Genomic DNA, 18,610 nt, shown 5'->3' with positions numbered 1-18,610 from the left:
ATATGGAAGAATTTCGAAGCCCCCGGGGTTCGAAATTCTTTTCTTGTTTTTTCCTCAAAAACAATTACTTTCGTTTTGCCGGTTATTTTTTATATCAACCTGAAAATTTAAAAATTGTGCTGCCCAATTTAAGAAAATAAGCCACGCTGTATTTTTTTATGAATTGTTGACCGAAATTTGAAAAACACATTTTTAAAGTTTATAATTGTTAAAAGAACAATTATAAACCAGGCCATAGCCCCTTAAAACACGGATGGGATTTGTGTAAAGGGGTAAAATTAAAACCTAATTAAAAACGCTATATGAGTAAGTTTGCAACCATTGACATCGTAATTTTCGTAATTTATTTTTTTATAGTTGCCGGTTACGGTTATTATATCTACCGAAAAAAAAAGAAAGCCGTTTCAGATACCCATGATTTCTTTTTGGCCGAAGGATCACTAACCTGGTGGGCAATCGGTGCATCCCTTATCGCTTCAAATATTTCTGCTGAGCAATTCATTGGAATGAGCGGTAACGGTTATAGCATTGGTATTGCCGTTGCCGCCTACGAATGGATCGCAGCCATAGCCTTAATTATTGTAGCCGTTTGGTTTATTCCTGTTTATCTAAAAAATAAGATATTCACGATGCCGCAATTTCTAAAAACGCGGTATAATGAGACTGTTGCGCTTATAATGGCCATTTTTTGGCTTTTCTTGTATGTTTTTGTAAACCTTACTTCGATATTATTCCTTGGCTCCCTGGCAATCAATAACCTTATGGGAGGTAGCCCGGTAACCTTTGAAATTATCATGATTGCACTATCGGTGTTTGCGGTAATTATAACACTTGGTGGCATGAAAGTGATTGGGTTTACTGATGTTATCCAGGTTGGTGTGCTTATAATTGGTGGATTAGCAACCACATATATAGCTTTAATTGTAGTAAGTAAGGCCTTTGGCTTTGGCGAGAATGCTATAGAAGGCTTTAATCAGCTGGTGAAAAATGCTCCGGACCATTTTCACATGATATTTGCCAAACCGGTACCAGGCACACCGCAGCACCAGGTGGATAATTACCTTACTATCCCGGGTTTACTCTCCTATGTTGCGGGGATCTGGATCATAAACCTAAATTACTGGGGCTGTAATCAATACATTACCCAGCGTGCATTGGGCGCCGACCTACAGACTGCTCGGAAGGGGATCCTGTTTGCCGGGTTTTTAAAGCTGCTAATGCCTATAATTGTTATGCTGCCGGGCATTGCTGCTTATGTATTGCACCAAAAGGGAATGTTGCAGGCCGAAATGGCCATTGGTAGTAAACATGGAGAAGTGATGTCAGATAACGCGTATTCGGCAATTCTAGGTTACCTGCCAAATGGCTTGATAGGCTTGTCGCTCGCGGCGCTTACCGCTGCAATTGTGGCTTCGCTTGCAGGTAAAGCAAACAGTATTTCTACTATTTTTACGCTTGATGTATATAAAAAATACATAAAAAAAGATGCCGACGAAAAAGGCATGGTTTGGGTAGGCAGAATAACAATCATCGCGGCCCTGATCATAGCAATAGCTTTTACCTGGAATGATACGCTGGGTATTGGTGGCCAGGGTGGGTTTACCTATATTCAAAAATACACAGGCTTCATCAGTCCCGGCGTGTTCGCTATGTTTATACTGGGCATGTTTTGGAAACGTACTACAGGTGCGGCGGCAGTTGTTGGTGTTATTACTGGCTTTTTGATGTCGGTGCTGTTTAATATTTTTGCTCCGCGGTGGTTTGGGCCCGAAACTATTCTTTACACAGCGTATAAAAATGCTGATGGTAATTATGAAATTCCGTTCCATATCTGCATGGGCCTTGCATTCGGCTTCACCATGCTGGTTATGATCCTGGTTAGCCTGGGTGGGCCCAAGATCAATCCAAAAGCTTTTGCGCTGGATAAAACCATGTTTAAAGTATCGCCTGGAGTGCTTGCAATGATCGTGGTTACTTTAATGATCATTTCAATGCTTTATGTAAGATTTTGGTAAAACAATTTGTCTGAACGCGATTTATAAGATCTCATTGATTTAAAGGATTGTCCCAATCTTTAAAATCCTATAAATCGTGTTCAGACGAACTAATTAAAATCAAGTGTCCCGGAAGGGGTAACATAACATTTGATTAATATTCTCGACATCACATTTTCGCCGTTTTTGGTTGCCGGTATAAAACCACGGTCCTCATCGCTGAAAAGCTTAACATCCATCGTAAAAATACGGTCATATTGGTATAGTGCTGAAGCTATCCTGACCCTGTATTGGGCCAGGCGCCCCATCGGGCTGATCAGCAGTTCAAGATAAGCTTCAAAAGCTTCCATATTAATGTCGTAGGGGTCAAAAGGGACACGAAAGAGGCTTAAATACGGGATAAAGCCATAATATACCCCCCCGATACGGAGCGGCCGGGTTAGCCGGTCACCTACTTTTAAAGAGTCGTCAAAAAGAAAACTAAAGTTGCCTGCTTCAAGCGGCGCTTCGTAGGTTAGTTTCTGAAGATCATAATTGTATTTCTCATTTAATCTGCCCTCCGAATCATAAAATTGCCAGAGACCGGATTTTTTTCCATTTTTATAATTACCCCTCGCCACCGGTTTTTTGCGGTCAAGCAAAGCAATATATGGCCCCTGTCGTATTTCCGGGTTGTTTTTGAGTACATAAAACTTTTCTGTCAGAGAGTCTGAAAGCTTGTTTTTACGCTCAATGGTGTCCGGCAAATCCTGCGCAAAACAGGTTGTAACAAATAGAATGCTATAAAATAGCAGGTAACAGATCTTCACTTAAAATTGATTTCAGCCAAGATAATGCATGCCAAGCGGAAAAAGAAATATTTGAGTCGGGAAAGTCGGTAAAATTGGATAAGTCCAAAAGGGTAAATAGAATATAAATTATGGCAATCGCCAGTCTATTTTATAATAATTAAATAACCTTTAACCCCCGCAGGGAAAGATTTGGGTGTTGATGATTAACGCTTCTTAACGAAATAGACAAATAAATGACCTTTTTTTACCAAAACTATTTAAACAAAAAACGCAACTCTTTCTATTGCTTTTGACGTATTAATGGCGATGAGAACTTGTTTTCTAATATTATTAATATCATTGCTACATAAATATACTTATGCCGGCCAGGATGCGCAAAAGAAAACCTTAGTCAGGCCCGGTCCGGCCACTTATGCAAATATTGATCGCCTAAATAATATTGGCAGTAATATTTTTCTCACCTATCCGGATTCTGCCCATAAAGTAGCCGCCACCGCGCTTATCCTTTCCGAAAAATTAAATTACCCTTTCGGCAAGGGCCGAAGTTTTCTTAATCTTGGCGCCATATATTGGTCGCAATCCTATTACCCTATAAGTCTTTTTTACCTTAAATCGGCCATAACGTTTTTACCTAAAAACAGGCCCCTTTATCTGTCAGACGCTTACAGGGCACTCGGACGCACATATGCCGACCTGAAAGATTACAAACAAGCCCTCGCCGATCTTGACACAGCAGCCTATTTTGCCGGTAAAGATGCCGCCCGGCTGGCCGAAGTTTATAGCGAACGTACCTACATTTACAACCTTACCGGCGACTATAATAAAGCGCTTGGTTTTGTAAAATATTCATTAAAACTAAACAGAATTGCAAGGGCCGAAGGCCATATCGCTGTGCTGTATGGTCGTATGGCAAGTATATATCTCGCTCAGAAAAATTACAGGGTTGCCGTAGCCTATAATGATACTGCTGCCGCTATGAGTGTTAAAATACGCAATAAGCGCCTGCTGGCTTATACCTACGCGGATTATGCACTCGCTTTTAATGGCCTGGGCCAATTTGCAAAAGCCATTGATTATGCAAAAAAAGGTATCGCTTTATCCGATAGTTTAGGATTGATGGATGCAGAAACTAAGGCTTTTAATGCCCTTGTTACTACTTATGAGCTAAAACATGATTATTTAGAAGCACTCCGCTACCAGAAGCGCTTTAATATTGTGAAAGACAGTTTAACTAATATCGCCAAAATAAAAACGGTTACACTGGTTCAAAACTATTATGATCTTAACGCAAAGATGAACGGGTTAACGGTGATGGCTGTAGATGCGAAGCTCAACGAGGCAAAAATCAAATCGCAGCATATTATCATCCGGATGCTTTTGTTTTCGATGGTGATCCTGCTGGCTATATTAACCGGTACCTACTATTTTTATAAACAGAAAATTCTGCTGGGCAATAAATTGGAAGTGCAGCACAATGAACTGATTGAACAGAAAAAATTGATTGAAGAGCAATCAGCCAACCTGCAAAAGGTAAATGACCTGAAAGATAAACTTTTTGCAGTGATCGGGCACGACCTGCGCTCGCCGATGGCCAACCTGAGTAATATTATAGAAATGTTTGACGAAGGTTACCTGACGCCCGAAGAGGTACACGACCTGATGAAAAATATTAACCCGATTATAAAAGGAGTGGGGCTAACCCTATCCAACCTGATTGAATGGGCCGGGAGCCAGATAAAGGGTCATAATTTAACGCTAACAAACGTTGATATATTTTTAATGGGCGTTGAAATGGAACAAACATTTATCCACGCCCTGCAGGTAAAAAATATTGAGTTTGTAAACAAAGCATATCCGGGCCGGGGCGCCGTAGCTGATGAAAATCACCTTAAAGTGATCCTGCGGAACCTGATCAGCAATGCCATAAAATTTACATCTGATAAGGGTACGATAAAGCTGAGCACTACCATTGAAAACAACGGGTTAATAGTGAGCGTTACCGACAGCGGCAAAGGAATGAGCGCAGAAGAGATGGATAAACTCTTTTATTTAAATACCCATTTTTCGCATTCAGGCACCTCCGGCGAAAAAGGAACCGGCATAGGTTTGCTTTTATGCAAAGAACTGGTTGAACTTAATGGCGGAAAATTAATGGTAAAATCAAAATTAGGCGCTGGTAGTACTTTTTATTTTAACCTCCCTTTGGCTAAAACTTACGCCTGATATCGTTTCCTTTCTGAATTTGTAATATCAATCCAATCGGTAAATCATTATTACAGATGGATTTACTTTTCATTCTCTTATTACTATCAGTCCAAATCATCTTCAAACAAAATCTTCGCGACAATAAAGCCTATAATTATGAAGGCTCAGCAAACCCGGGGCCTTTTTGCATGCGCACACATTTTAACATTAAAATGCCCTTTTTTTAATGATTTTAAATAAATGCAAAACGTTTTTTGCCCCATTGAAGTAGTAATGAGACAGTATATTATTGCAAATACACTATTTCATTTTCAAATTGTATTTATACCTTAGTAAACCGATTTTAAACTAATACCCAGTTTACTGATGAGCAAAAAAATACTGTTCCTGGTTTTAACTCTTTTTGCGTCATTTTTGTTGATCCAAAAGGCAACCGCTCAAAACGCGCCTGGTCTCTTTGAAGGACAGGACGATGTGGGCAGGGTTAAAACTCCCGGAAGCGGCACTTACGATGCAACAACCCAGCGATACCAGCTTTCCGGCTCAGGTACCAATGTATGGGCCACTCATGATGAATTTCATTATGTATGGAAAAAGATGAAAGGCGACTTCATCCTGCGTACGAATGCTGTTTTTATTGGCAAAGGCGTAGAAGAACACCGCAAAGCAGGGTGGATGGTACGTGCTTCGCTTGATTCGGGTTCAAAACATATCAGCGCCGTAATGCATGGTTCGGGTTTAACCTCGCTGCAATTTCGCCGGTCAACAGGCGGTATTACCGAGGAAAAGAAATTTGAACTTACCTCGGCCGATGAGGTGATCCAGCTGGAAAGAAAAGGCAATGTTTACACCATGTCTGTCGCCAAAAGGGGCGAAATGTTTGTTAGCCAGGAAGTGAGCGATATTGATTTGGGAGATGAGGTATATGTAGGTTTATTTATATGTTCACACAACCCCTCGGTAACCGAAAAAGCCGTATTTAACAATGTGCGTATCGTGGTACCGGCACCAGCAAGCCTGGTTCCCTATAAGCAATATTTAGGCAGTGATATCGAGATACTGGATTTGCAAACGCAAAACAGCCGGATCGTTTATCAGTCGCCTGTATCATTACAGGCGCCCAACTGGATGCAGGATGGCAAACACCTGCTGTACAACAGTGATGGCTTGTTATACAAGTTCGACCTGAAAAATAATACGCCCGCCGTTTTAAATACAGGTTCGGCAAATCATAACAATAACGACCACGTCATCTCGTTCGACGGCAAATGGCTGGCCATCAGTAGCGCTGATCAATCAGGCGCTTCAATGGGATGGGTAGTTCCCATCACCGGCGGCGAACCGCGCAGGTTAACCCCGGTGGGGCCGTCATACATGCACGGATGGTCGCCGGATGGAAAATGGATCGTGTTTTGCGGTGCCCGCAATAATGAGTATGATGTTTACCGGGTGCCTTCGGCTGGTGGTCCCGAAGAAAGGCTGACTACCACAAAAGGTTTGGATGACGGACCCGAGTATTCGCCCGACGGTAAATATATCTACTTTAATTCTGTACGCAGCGGCCTGATGCAGGTTTGGCGGATGAAGGCTGACGGCAGCGAACAAACGCAGCTTACCAACGACGATTACAATAACTGGTTCCCGCATGTTTCTCCTGATGGCAAATGGATCGAATACATTACCTTCCTGAAAAGCGAAGTAGCGCCTGGCGACCATCCCTTTTATAAACATGTTTATTTAAGGGTAATGCCGGTTGACGGTGGCCCCTCAACAGTAGTGGCCTATCTTTACGGCGGGCAGGGAACCATCAATACTCCTTCATGGTCGCCTGATAGTAAACACCTGGCATTCATTAGCAACACATCATTGTTATTCCCAATATTTCCAATAAGTAAAAAATAAAATTATGAACAATTCACGACGGACTTTTTTAAAAACCAGCGCTGTTGCTATTGCCGGCGCCGCTTTGTTACCTGAATTTTTAACAGCCAAAAACAATAAAAAGATCGAAAGAGTAGGTTTGCAGTTATATTCGGTACGTGATGCCATGATGAAGGACCCTGCCGGTTCGCTAAAAAAACTGGCCGATATGGGGTATATCCATGTGGAACATGCCAATTATGTAGACCGGAAATTTTACGGATACAATGCAAAGGATTTTAAAAAGCTGCTGATTGATAATGGTTTGCAAATGCCTAGCGGGCACACCGTTATGGTTGCCGAAGATTGGGATAATGCCAAAAATGATTTTACTGACAAATGGAAATACACCATCCAGGATGCCGCCGAAGTTGGCCAGCGCTATGTGGTAAGCCCATGGCTTGATGAAAAACTCCGTACGGACATGGACGCCCTAAAACGATTTATGGATCAGTTTAACAAATGTGGCGAATTGTGCAAATCAAACGGGATGACCTTTGGTTACCATAACCATAATTTCGAATTCAGTACAAAAGTTAACGGTACTACTTTATACGATTATATTCTAACCAATACCGATCCATCCCTGGTTGCCCAGCAAATGGACGTTGGCAATATGCTGGGTGCAGGCGGTATTGCGCTTGACTTGTTGAAAAAATATCCGGGCCGTTTTGAACTGATGCATGTTAAAGACGAAATAAAAAGCACAACAGGCGGAGGTATGGATGGGTATGACAGTACCATATTGGGCACAGGAGTAATGCCGGTAAAAGATATTGTAAAAGAGGCCCGTAAAATAGGCGGAACTTCGCAATTTATCATTGAACAGGAGTCGTACCAGGGTAAGGACCCATTTGATTGTGTAAAAATTGACTTACAAACCATGAAAAAGTGGGGATTTTAATGATATTATTTTAACTTAACCGTTGATTATAAATACTACCCTGATTTGTCATTTTGAGGAGGGACGACGAAGCAATGACAATTTTGTTAAGGAACCGATAAACATTATTTGTACATGATCAGATCAAATAAAACAAATGGATAGGCGCACGTTGATCAAAAATCTGGCTTTGGTTGTTGGCGGCGCCGTATTGCTTCCCTCATGCCTGCATCCTGACGGAACAACGTATATCAAACTCAAACACATTGATATAGATGCTGACCAGGAGAAAACAATAGCTGATATGTGTGAAACGTTTATCCCTAAAACAAATACACCAGGAGCTAAGGAGCTTAACCTGCCCGCATTTGTTTTAAAGATGATTGATGATTGCTACGGGAAAAAAGACCAACAGGCATTTTTAGCCGGCATGGCTAAGTTTACTGAAATGGTAAAAACTAAGTACAATAGTTCATTCAGTGAGCTGAGTGTTAAGGATCGCGAAGCTATATTAACCGGTATTGAGAATAGCGCAAAGCCGAAAGACGGGGCAAAGGCCCCCACACGCAGGCCCCGGCCCCAAAAACACCTGCAGGACGACCCGGTAATGGCCTTTTATTGGGGTGTTAAGCAGCAAACTATTTTTGCATACACTACATCGCAGTATTTTATGACCAAACTTGTTTTTTATGATATGGTGCCCGGCAGGTACAATGTACACTACCCGGTTAGCAAACTAAAGCTCGGTTAAAAAAATGGCAAATTTAAATATTGACAGCGTTAAAGCCCGCACATTTGATGCTATTGTCATCGGCTCGGGGATAAGCGGCGGCTGGGCGGCTAAGGAATTAACCGGGCATGGCTTAAAAACTTTAGTGCTTGAGCGCGGCCGCGATGTAAAACATATAAAAGACTATCCTACTACAAATAAATTCCCATGGGAGTTTGAACATCACGGGCAACTCCCCGCTGCCGTTACCGAAGCCAACCCGATTGCAAGCAGGTGTTATGCTTTTGGTGAAGATTCGGCCCATTTTTTTGTAAAAGACAAAGAGCATCCGTATATCCAGGACAAACCGTTCGATTGGATCCGCGGATACCAGGTAGGGGGTAAGTCGTTACTTTGGGCAAGGCAAACCCAGCGCTGGAGTGATTTTGATTTTGAAGGACCAGCAAGGGATGGCTTTGCGGTAGACTGGCCCATCCGTTATAAAGATATAGCCCCCTGGTATAGCTATGTGGAGAAATTTGCTGGTATCGCCGGCAATAAGGATGGTATTCCCGAACTGCCCGATGGTGAATTTTTACCGGGCTACCCTTTAAATGATGTGGAAGTTTACTTTAGCGAACACCTTAAAAAAAATTATAAAAACAGGCACGTCATTAGCGCCCGTTGTGCGCACTTGTCAAAACCAAATCAGATACATATCGATCAGGGGCGCACCCAATGCCAAAACCGTGATCTGTGCCAGCGGGGTTGCCCCTTTGGCGGCTACTTCAGCAGTAACGCATCAACCATACCCTGGGCCGAAAAATCGGGTAATATGACCCTGCGGCCGTTTTCGGTGGTTGAGTCAATCATTTATGACGATAAATTGGGTAAAGCTACGGGTGTTCGCGTCGTCGATACAAAAACAAAAGAAACCATTGAATATTACGCGAAGATTATTTTTGTGAATGCCGCCGCGATAAATACCAACCTGGTATTATTGAATTCTACCTCAAGCCGTTTTCCTAACGGTTTTGGTAACGATAGCGGCGTTTTGGGTAAATATATCGCTTTCCATAATTATTCGGCACATATCGGCGCTGAATATGACGGCTTAAAAGAATGGACAGTTGACGGCCGCTCGCCGACAGGAGGTTATATCCCCCGGTTCAGGAACGTTTACAAACAGGAAACAAATTTTCTGCGTGGTTATGCATGTGGTTTTAGCGGGTACAGGTACCAGCAGCATAAGTATGACGGCGTGGGCAGCAGCCTGAAAGAAGGATTGGTAAAGGGCGATCTGAGCCCGTGGTATGTTGGTTCGCACATGATGGGCGAAACCATCCCGAAAGAAAGCAACCATGTGAGCCTTGATACTAAACTGAAAGATGAGTGGGGAGTGCCCTTGCTAAGGATGAATATTGACTATGACGATAATGATGAGAAGATGAAGAAGGATTATATTGAGCAGCTTACCGAAATGTTCACTTCGGCGGGCTTCAAGAATATCCGGCCTTCAACCAATCACCAGGCCCCCGGCCTGGATATTCACGAAATGGGGGGTGCACGCATGGGTAAAGATCCAAAAACATCGATATTAAATGAATGGAACCAGGTGCACGCCTGCAAAAATGTTTTTGTAACGGATGGCGCCTGCATGACGTCAACATCATGTCAAAACCCATCATTAACTTACATGGCCATAACCGCCCGCGCGGCCGATCATGCGGTTAGTGAATTGAAAAAAGGGAACGTTTAAGAACGTTTGCAACATGCCTGCCGCAGGCAGGTTTTAAGTTTGCTGTAACCTTTATATCGGTTGAGTTTCTGTTTAAAAAGAGACTTTGGAAAGAGCGAAGCTAAAGTCTCCCCCGCCGGGGGAGATTTAGAGGGGGCTGGCGTTGTGCCTAAAAATAGTTGTGATATAAAACATTTTGATGTTATCGCCTTGTGTTTGGATTTAAGTGAAGCGAAACAGTTAATTTAGGCAAAATATGAGGCATGGTTTTTATAAAAAACAACCTGTTTTTAGCCCGGAAACTTTATATAAAATGGGTGTAAATGTGCTTCTGGATGCTTAAAATTTGTTATTGTGTTAAAAAACACAATGAAAATTTGTTCAATAGGTTTTTGTTCATACATTAGTCGGGACAACCGATTTTAAAGATTTATTTAACCTTTTATTAATTATTATATGTCTTCAAACACTTATGACGCTATCGTCATTGGTTCAGGAATTTCGGGCGGATGGGCCGCAAAAGAACTTGCCGAAAAAGGCCTTAAAACGTTAATGCTTGAACGTGGCCGTAATATAGAACACATTAAAGATTATGTAAACGCCACTAAGGATCCCTGGCAGTTTGAGCATAGGGGCGGCCGTACGCAAAAAATGATAGATGATTATCCTGTGCTTAAACGCGATTATCCGTTAAACGAAACCAACCTTGATTATTGGGCAAGCGATAAAGAAAGCCCATATGTTGAAGTTAAGCGTTTTGATTGGTTCAGGGGATACCACGTAGGTGGCCGTTCATTAATGTGGGGCAGGCAATCCTATCGCTGGGCCGACTTCAACTTTGAAGAAAATGCAAAAGACGGCATTGGGGTCGACTGGCCAATCCGTTATAAGGACCTGGAATCATGGTATGGCTATGTAGAGAAATTTGCGGGTATATCAGGCAATAAAGATGGTCTTTCGGTGCTTCCTGACGGTGATTTTATGCCGCCAATGGAAATGAACGTAGTTGAAAAGGATGTAGCCAAAAGATTTAAGGACTTTTATAAAGAAACCCGGGCATTCGTTATTGGCCGTACAGCAAATATTACCGTACCACATAATAACCGCACCAATTGCCAGTATCGCAATAAATGCTGGCTGGGCTGTCCGTTTGGAGCCTATTTCAGTACCCAGTCTGCTACTTTGCCGGCAGCAATGGCCACAGGAAACCTTAAGGTTCGCCCCTGGTCTATCGTTACCAAAATTTTGTACGATAAAGACACCAAAAAGGCAAAAGGCGTTGAAGTGCTGGATGCTGAAACCAACCAGACCTATGAGTTTTTTGCAAAAATAGTTTTTGTTAATGCCTCAACATTTAACAGTACCTGGGTATTAATGAACTCTGCTACTGATATCTGGCCTGATGGCCTTGGCAGCAGCAGCGGTGAGCTTGGCCATAATGTGATGGATCATCACCTCGGTGTTGGCGCTTCGGGAACTGTTGAAGGCTATGAAGATAAATACTATTTTGGCCGCCGTGCAAACGGGATCTATATACCCAGGTACAGGAATATGGGAGGCGACAAACGCGACTATTTACGTGGATTTGGGTACCAGGGCAGTGGCAGCCGCGAAGGCTGGAGCCGTGATATTGCTGAATTGGGTGTTGGCGGTGCTTTTAAAGATTCCATAACCGAACCAGGTAAATGGACAATGGGCATCGGTGGCTTTGGCGAAACGCTGCCCTATCACGAAAACAAAATAACATTGGATAAAACCGTTAAAGATAAATGGGGATTACCCGTACTTGCTTTCGATGCCGAAATAAAAGACAACGAAAAGAAGATGCGTTTGGATATGGAAAATGATGCCAAAGAAATGCTGGAAGCTGCCGGGGTTAAAAACGTGAAAACGCACAGCGCCAATCCTTTCCTTGGCCGGGGTATTCACGAAATGGGTACTGCACGTATGGGCCGCGATCCAAAAACATCTGTTCTGAATGAATGGAACCAGGTTTGGGATGCGAAGAACGTTTTTGTAACCGACGGCGCCTGTATGACATCTGCCGCCTGCCAAAATCCTTCGTTAACTTATATGGCATTAACTGCAAGGGCTGCCGACCACGCCGTTAGTGAATTGAAAAAAGGGAATATTTAGTTTGCACTTGGCAGTTACCGGTTTGCAGTTAAGAAGCGCACAGTTTAAAAAAATAACTGCCAACTGCACAATGCCAACTGCCAACTGTAAAATGGGCAATTGATTAAAAAAACAATTATTACAAAAATATGTCTGCAAACACTTACGACGCTATCGTCATTGGTTCAGGGATTTCGGGCGGATGGGCTGCGAAAGAACTTACGCAAAAAGGCCTGAAAACAATCATGCTGGAGCGGGGCCGTAACATCGAACACATTAAGGATTATGTAAATGCCACCAAAGATCCCTGGGAGTTTCCGCACAGGGGCGGTCGCACACAGCAAATGATCAAGGATTACCCGGTATTAAAGCGAGATTATCCGTTAAACGAAACCAACCTTGATTATTGGGCGAGCGATAAAGATAGCCCTTATACCGAGGTGAAACGGTTCGATTGGTTCAGGGGATACCATGTAGGTGGCCGCTCATTAATGTGGGGCAGGCAATCCTACCGCTGGGCCGATATCAATTTTGAGGAGAACCTGAAAGACGGCATCGCTGTCGACTGGCCGATCCGGTATAAGGACCTTGAACAATGGTATAGTTATGCAGAGAAATTTGCGGGGATCTCGGGCAACAGGGATGGGCTTTCTATCCTGCCGGATGGCGATTTTATGCCGGCCATGGATATGAATTGCGTAGAAAAAGATGTTGCCGCCCGTTTTAAAGAGCATTACAAAGAGACCCGCGCATTCATTATCGGCCGTACGGCTAACATCACTGTACCTCACTTTGATCGCCAGGCGTGCCATTACCGCGATAAATGCTGGCTGGGTTGTCCGTTTGGGGCTTACTTCAGCACACAGTCTGCAACCCTTCCGGCCGCTATGGCAACAGGCAACTTAACAGTTCGGCCATGGTCTATCGTTACAAAAATTTTGTACGATAAAGATACCAAAAAGGCAAAGGGGGTAGAGGTATTGGATGCCGAAACTAACCAGACTTATGAGTATTTTGCAAAGATCGTTTTCGTTAACGCTTCAACTATAAACAGCGCCTGGGTTTTGATGAACTCGGCAACTGATATCTGGCCCGACGGATTAGGCAGCAGCAGCGGCGAACTGGGCCATAACCTGATGGACCACCACCTGGGTGTTGGCGCCGGCGGATTGGTTGAGGGTTTTGACGATAAATATTATTTTGGCCGCAGGGCAAACGGGGTTTATGTACCTCGTTTCCGTAACCTGAATGGCGAAAAACGTGATTATATCCGGGGCTTTGGTTACCAGGGGGGCGGCGGCCGCGAAGGATGGGGCAGGGATATTGCCGAAATGAACATTGGCGGTGCATTTAAAGACGCTTTAACCGAGCCGGGTGCATGGTCAATTGGCCTGGGCGGTTTCGGCGAAACGTTGCCTTACCACGACAACAAGGTTACCCTTGATAAAACCAAAAAAGACAAATGGGGATTACCTGTTGTTGCCATTGACGCCATAGTGAGGGACAATGAGAAAAAGATGCGCATTGATATGGAGAACGATGCCAAGGAAATGCTGGAAGCGTGCGGCGTTAAAAATGTACATACTTTCACAAGCGATGGCGTATTAGGGCGCGGTATTCATGAAATGGGTACGGCGCGTATGGGCCGCGATCCAAAAACTTCGGTTTTAAATGAATGGAACCAGGTTTGGGATGCGAAAAATGTGTTTGTAACTGATGGCTCCTGTATGACATCAGCTGCCTGCCAAAACCCTTCACTTACTTACATGGCGCTTACCGCCCGTGCTGCAAATCACGCGGTGGAAGAGCTGAAGAAAGGGAATATATAGTATTAGCTTAACCCCGGCCCTCTCCAAACCTGCCTGCCGGTAGGCTGGGGAAAGGAGGTAAAAGGCAAAATAAAATAAAAGCGAAGTTAAAGTCTTCTCTTTTGAAGGGGATTAGTAAGGGCTACGCCGTTTAGGTGAGGCAAACGATAAAAATAAATATCTAACCAGTTTTGAAATTTTAATCCAATGGCTGAAGAAAAGTCTGATAAAGCAAGCAACCCCGGCAGACGGGAGTTTATTAAAACCAGCGCCGTAGCTGCTGCAGGTTTCATGATCGTTCCGCGCTTTGTGCTGGGCGGCAAAGGATACACCGCGCCAAGCGATAGGTTAACCATTGCCAGTGTAGGTGTAGGTGGTAAAGGCGAAAGCGATATTTTTAATTTTGATAAAAGCGGTAAAGCTAATATAGCCTTTCTGTGCGATGTGGATGATGCCAGGGCCGCAACATCTGTTAAAAGATTCCCCAAGGCTAAATATTATAAGGATTGGCGCGAATTATTTGACAAAGAATCAAAAAACTTTGATGCGGTGTCGGTTTCAACACCTGACCATACGCATGCTATTGTAGCTTACCATGCTATGCAACTGGGAAAACACGTGTATGTGCAAAAACCTTTAACGCATGATATAGCTGAAGCCCGCTTGTTAACACAGGCTGCAAAGCAATACAAGGTGGTAACCCAAATGGGCAACCAGGGCGCCTCTAACGATGGCACCCGGCAACTGGCTGAATGGTATGATGCTGGTAAAATAGGGCACGTACATACCGTTTATTGCTGGACAAACCGCCCCGTTTGGCCACAGGGTATTCCATGGCCAACCAAAAAGGCGGAGATTCCCGCGACGTTGGATTGGGACCTGTGGTTAGGTACTGCGCCAAAAAAAGATTTCGTTGATAACCTGGTGCCGTTTAACTGGCGCGGCTGGTGGGATTACGGAACCGGTGCGCTCGGCGACATGGGATGTCATTTATTGGAGGCACCGTTCCGCGCACTTGGGCTGCAATATGCTAAAGACGTCCAGGCAAGCGTTGGTTCAGTTTATGTCGGGGAGTTCCGGCAGGGGCATTTCCCGGATAGCTGCCCGCCTTCAAGCCATATCACCCTTACTTTCCCCAAAACTGAAAAAACACATGGGGATGTTACGCTACACTGGATGGACGGCGGTATACAGCCTGAACGGCCTGAAGAATTAGGGGCCAATGAAGAATTTGGAGACGATGGCAACGGTACCTTATTTATTGGGACAAAAGGTAAAATGATGGCCAGTACCTACGGGTTCAATCCGCAGTTATTGCCAACATCGCTTACTAAAGAAACCCAGGTGAAACAAAGGTATGCCCGTGTTCCCGGACAGTCTGACGGGCACTACGGACAGTGGGTTGAAGGCTGTATAGCCGGTTACGGCAAAACAGAATTAAGCTCATCATTTGATGTCGCCGGTCCGTTAACTGAAGCTTTATTAATGGCAAACCTTGCAGTAAGGGGCCATGACCTTAAAGGCGGCCACATTAAAATGGAATGGGATAATGATAATATGAAGATCACCAATTTTGATGCCGTTAACCAATACGTTAAACGTACATACAGGGAAGGCTGGACAATATAATATTGTTGAATGACTGAATTGTTGATTTATTGAATTTTTATCCGATATTCAGTCAATAATTCAACCGTTCGCCAATTTTAAATTAAAATAACTCAATAATTTAATAACTCAATAATTCAAAATTAATGAATAGAAGAGACGCAATAGGAAGAGTAGCCCTGATTATGGGTGGCGCGGTTATAGGCGCTGAATTTTTCCTGTCGGGATGTAAACCGGGCGGCGCATCAAATGTTGCCGACTTGTTCAAACAGGATAATGTTGCTTTTTTAAACGAAGTGGCTGATACGATATTGCCAACCACTGCCGGCTCGCCCGGCGCTAAGGCCGCAAACGTTGGTCCGTTTATAGCCGTAATGGTAAGAGATTGTTACACTCCTGCCGATCAGCAAACCTTTATCGATGGTATCGGCAAGCTAAATGAAGCCGCTAATAAAAAATCAGGCAGCAAGTTTATGGACCTTACTCCACAACAGCGAACCGATCTGTTGGTCGACCTTGACAAGGAACAAAAGGATTTTACCGCCAAACGCGACAAAGACATGGCTGCGGATAAATTAAAGCATAAAGACGACCCTGCATATGTTGCCGCAGAGTTGCCAAAACACTATTTCAGGATGGTAAAGGAACTAACCTTGTTAGGTTACTTCACGTCTGAAATTGGGGCTACCAAAGCTTTGCGCTATATTGCGGTACCGGGGCATTATGATGGAAACTTACCATACAAAAAAGGCGATAAAGCCTGGGCAACTTGATAATTAGTGAATTAGTGAAGTGTGAATTAGTGATTTATATTGAATCTAAAGTCAATCACTAATTCACTTATGCAATTCACTAAATCACTCATTCACTAAATCACAAATTAAAATGAATAGAAGAGATGCAATCGGCAGGGTGGCCCTGCTCATGGGTGGCGCGGTAATAGGCGCCGAGTTTTTCCTGTCGGGCTGCCGGCCCAACGGCGCTTCAAATGTCGATGACCTGTTTAAGCAGGAAAATGCCGACTTTTTAAATGAGGTTGCTGAAACCATTTTACCAACCACAGCAAGCTCGCCTGGTGCAAAAGCAGCCCGGGTAGGGCAATTTATGGCGGTAATGGTGCGTGATTGTTATACCCCGGCTGATCAGACAACATTTATTGAAGGAATCTCTAAATTGGACGATGCCAGCCAGAAAAAATACAATGCTAAGTTTGTGGCGTTAACCATGGCACAGCGCACAGAGCTATTGATAGCCGCTGATGCTGAGCAAAAAGAATACTATAAGCAGCTGTACAAGAAAATAGCGCCGGAAGAAGCAAAACATAAAGGAGATATCAACTATGTAGCGCCCGATCAGCCAAATCATTATTTTAAAATGATGAAGGAACTTACCCTGCTCGGCTTTTTTACTTCGCAGGTTGGGGCCACAAAAGCCTTGCGGTATATCGAAACTCCCGGTCATTTTGATGGCTGCGTACCCTATAAAAAAGGCGACAAGGCCTGGGCGGATGCTTAATTTGAAGATGTGTTGATTTGAAAATTTGAAAATGGAAAAATATTCAATTATAATTTTCAAATTAGGATATTTTCAAATTAATAAATTAGCATCTTCAAATTTTCAAATTAACCAATTTTCAAATTAAATAAATATGTCTCACAGAAAACTCCGCATGGGCATGATCGGCGGGGGAAAAGATGCCTTTATAGGCGCTATTCACCGCATTGCAGCCAATATGGACGGCCAGGTAGAACTGGTTTGCGGCGCACTTAGTATAAATAAAGAAGTTGCTATTGAAAGCGGCAAAATGCTTTTTTTACCCGAAGACCGCACCTATACCAATTTCGAGGAAATGATCCTGGCGGAAAGCAAGCTGCCTGAAGATAAACGCATGGATTTTGTAACCATCGTTACCCCCAATTTCGCGCATTTTGCGCCGGCAATGATGGCCATGGATCATGGCTTTCATGTGGTGATCGAAAAACCCATCGCCTTTACCCTTGACGAGGCCAAACAACTGCGGGCCAAACAGGAAGAAACAGGCTTGATGCTATTGCTCACCCATACTTATTCAGGTTATCCTTTAGTGAAAGAAGCCCGGGAACTGGTTAAAAAAGGTGCTTTTGGCAAGATCAGGAAGATCTATGTAGAATATTGCCAGGGCTGGCTCAGTAAATTATCCGAACGCGAAGGCAATGCCCAAGCAGCCTGGAGAACTGACCCGAAAAAATCGGGTAAAAGCGGTTGTATGGGGGATATTGGTACCCATGCGGCACACCTGGCTGAATATATCTCGGGCTTAAAAATTACACAGCTTTGTGCCTCATTAAATGTTGTGGTTGAAGGCCGCATGCTGGATGACGATGGCGCTATCCTGCTCCGTTTTGAAGATAACGCCACAGGTACGCTGATGGCATCACAAATTACGGCAGGCGAAGAAAATGCACTTAAAATCCGCGTTTATGGCGAACTCGGCGGACTGGAATGGGCACAGCAGGAGCCAAATACGTTAACACTAAAATGGCTGGATAAACCCGCGCAAACGTTGAGGGCAGGCGGCAACTACCGCGACAGGCAATCAACCTACGCAGTGCACAATACACGCACTCCCGGCGGTCACCCCGAAGGTTATCTGGAAGCGTTCGGTAACCTGTACCGCAACTTCGCGTTATCGCTGATGGCAAAACTAAATAACGAGGAACCAAAACCCGAATGGCTTGATTTTCCCGGCGTTGAAGATGGCATCAGGGGCATGGCTTTTATTGAAAATGTTGTAGCCTCAAACCTCAGCAATGAAAAGTGGACGGATTATGTAATCTGATGTGCGGATGTGCAAATGTGC

General features: G+C 43.8%; 13 protein-coding genes. 12 read left to right on the top strand and 1 reads right to left on the bottom strand.

Annotated features, from left to right (window positions below):
- The first annotated feature begins 302 nt into the window (after positions 1–302).
- Positions 303–2,015 (top strand): sodium:solute symporter family transporter, encoded by a 1,713-nt coding sequence (locus tag MgSA37_RS16130; RefSeq protein ID WP_096353341.1) that lies wholly within the window; start codon positions 303–305, stop codon positions 2,013–2,015.
- Between the two features lie 89 nt (positions 2,016–2,104).
- Here MgSA37_RS16130 and MgSA37_RS16125 read toward each other — a convergent pair whose 3' ends face one another.
- Positions 2,105–2,803, bottom strand: coding sequence for a toxin-antitoxin system YwqK family antitoxin (locus MgSA37_RS16125; RefSeq protein WP_096353340.1), 699 nt, complete (start codon positions 2,801–2,803; stop codon positions 2,105–2,107).
- Between the two features lie 321 nt (positions 2,804–3,124).
- Between MgSA37_RS16125 and MgSA37_RS16120 the strand changes: the two genes are divergently transcribed.
- From MgSA37_RS16120 to MgSA37_RS16070, 11 genes are all read left to right on the top strand, one after another.
- Complete coding sequence (locus tag MgSA37_RS16120) at positions 3,125–5,008, top strand: tetratricopeptide repeat-containing sensor histidine kinase (protein WP_157750597.1); 1,884 nt, start codon at positions 3,125–3,127, stop codon at positions 5,006–5,008.
- 348 nt (positions 5,009–5,356) lie between these two features.
- On the top strand, positions 5,357–6,892 hold the full coding sequence (locus MgSA37_RS16115; protein WP_096353337.1) for a TolB family protein: 1,536 nt from the start codon (positions 5,357–5,359) through the stop codon (positions 6,890–6,892).
- A 4-nt stretch (positions 6,893–6,896) separates the two neighbouring features.
- Entirely contained in the window at positions 6,897–7,814 is a 918-nt protein-coding gene (locus tag MgSA37_RS16110; protein WP_096353336.1) for a TIM barrel protein, read from the top strand.
- 136 nt (positions 7,815–7,950) lie between these two features.
- The gene (locus tag MgSA37_RS16105; RefSeq protein ID WP_096353334.1) at positions 7,951–8,544 is read left to right on the top strand and encodes a gluconate 2-dehydrogenase subunit 3 family protein; all 594 of its coding nucleotides are present in this window, start codon (positions 7,951–7,953) and stop codon (positions 8,542–8,544) included.
- A gap of 4 nt (positions 8,545–8,548) precedes the next feature.
- A complete protein-coding gene (locus MgSA37_RS16100; protein ID WP_096353333.1) occupies positions 8,549–10,261 on the top strand; it encodes a GMC oxidoreductase in 1,713 nt (570 codons plus the stop codon).
- A 435-nt stretch (positions 10,262–10,696) separates the two neighbouring features.
- Positions 10,697–12,376, top strand: coding sequence for a GMC oxidoreductase (locus MgSA37_RS16095; protein WP_096353331.1), 1,680 nt, complete (start codon positions 10,697–10,699; stop codon positions 12,374–12,376).
- A gap of 128 nt (positions 12,377–12,504) precedes the next feature.
- Positions 12,505–14,184 carry a GMC oxidoreductase gene (locus MgSA37_RS16090; RefSeq protein WP_096353329.1) on the top strand — a complete coding sequence of 560 codons (1,680 nt, stop codon included), beginning with the start codon at positions 12,505–12,507 and terminating at the stop codon, positions 14,182–14,184.
- Positions 14,185–14,370: 186 nt separating this feature from the next.
- A complete protein-coding gene (locus MgSA37_RS16085; RefSeq protein ID WP_096353328.1) occupies positions 14,371–15,792 on the top strand; it encodes a Gfo/Idh/MocA family protein in 1,422 nt (473 codons plus the stop codon).
- A gap of 125 nt (positions 15,793–15,917) precedes the next feature.
- Complete coding sequence (locus MgSA37_RS16080) at positions 15,918–16,544, top strand: gluconate 2-dehydrogenase subunit 3 family protein (protein ID WP_096353326.1); 627 nt, start codon at positions 15,918–15,920, stop codon at positions 16,542–16,544.
- A 112-nt stretch (positions 16,545–16,656) separates the two neighbouring features.
- On the top strand, positions 16,657–17,286 hold the full coding sequence (locus MgSA37_RS16075) for a gluconate 2-dehydrogenase subunit 3 family protein (RefSeq protein ID WP_096353325.1): 630 nt from the start codon (positions 16,657–16,659) through the stop codon (positions 17,284–17,286).
- 133 nt (positions 17,287–17,419) lie between these two features.
- Positions 17,420–18,589 (top strand): Gfo/Idh/MocA family protein, encoded by a 1,170-nt coding sequence (locus tag MgSA37_RS16070; RefSeq protein ID WP_197706010.1) that lies wholly within the window; start codon positions 17,420–17,422, stop codon positions 18,587–18,589.
- Positions 18,590–18,610 lie beyond the last annotated feature (21 nt).

It is taken from the genome of Mucilaginibacter gotjawali (assembly GCF_002355435.1).
Taxonomy (GTDB): Bacteria; Bacteroidota; Bacteroidia; order Sphingobacteriales; family Sphingobacteriaceae; genus Mucilaginibacter; species Mucilaginibacter gotjawali.
This window is presented reverse-complemented; position numbering and strand designations above follow the sequence as displayed.

Excerpts from the sequence above, each read along its gene's own strand:
- MgSA37_RS16130 (WP_096353341.1), top strand. The coding sequence starts at position 303 with ATGAGTAAGTTTGCAACCATTGACATCGTAATTTTCGTAATTTATTTT.
- MgSA37_RS16115 (WP_096353337.1), top strand. The coding sequence starts at position 5,357 with ATGAGCAAAAAAATACTGTTCCTGGTTTTAACTCTTTTTGCGTCATTT.
- MgSA37_RS16110 (WP_096353336.1), top strand. The coding sequence starts at position 6,897 with ATGAACAATTCACGACGGACTTTTTTAAAAACCAGCGCTGTTGCTATT.
- MgSA37_RS16105 (WP_096353334.1), top strand. The coding sequence starts at position 7,951 with ATGGATAGGCGCACGTTGATCAAAAATCTGGCTTTGGTTGTTGGCGGC.
- MgSA37_RS16100 (WP_096353333.1), top strand. The coding sequence starts at position 8,549 with ATGGCAAATTTAAATATTGACAGCGTTAAAGCCCGCACATTTGATGCT.
- MgSA37_RS16095 (WP_096353331.1), top strand. The coding sequence starts at position 10,697 with ATGTCTTCAAACACTTATGACGCTATCGTCATTGGTTCAGGAATTTCG.
- MgSA37_RS16090 (WP_096353329.1), top strand. The coding sequence starts at position 12,505 with ATGTCTGCAAACACTTACGACGCTATCGTCATTGGTTCAGGGATTTCG.
- MgSA37_RS16085 (WP_096353328.1), top strand. The coding sequence starts at position 14,371 with ATGGCTGAAGAAAAGTCTGATAAAGCAAGCAACCCCGGCAGACGGGAG.
- MgSA37_RS16080 (WP_096353326.1), top strand. The coding sequence starts at position 15,918 with ATGAATAGAAGAGACGCAATAGGAAGAGTAGCCCTGATTATGGGTGGC.
- MgSA37_RS16075 (WP_096353325.1), top strand. The coding sequence starts at position 16,657 with ATGAATAGAAGAGATGCAATCGGCAGGGTGGCCCTGCTCATGGGTGGC.
- MgSA37_RS16070 (WP_197706010.1), top strand. The coding sequence starts at position 17,420 with ATGTCTCACAGAAAACTCCGCATGGGCATGATCGGCGGGGGAAAAGAT.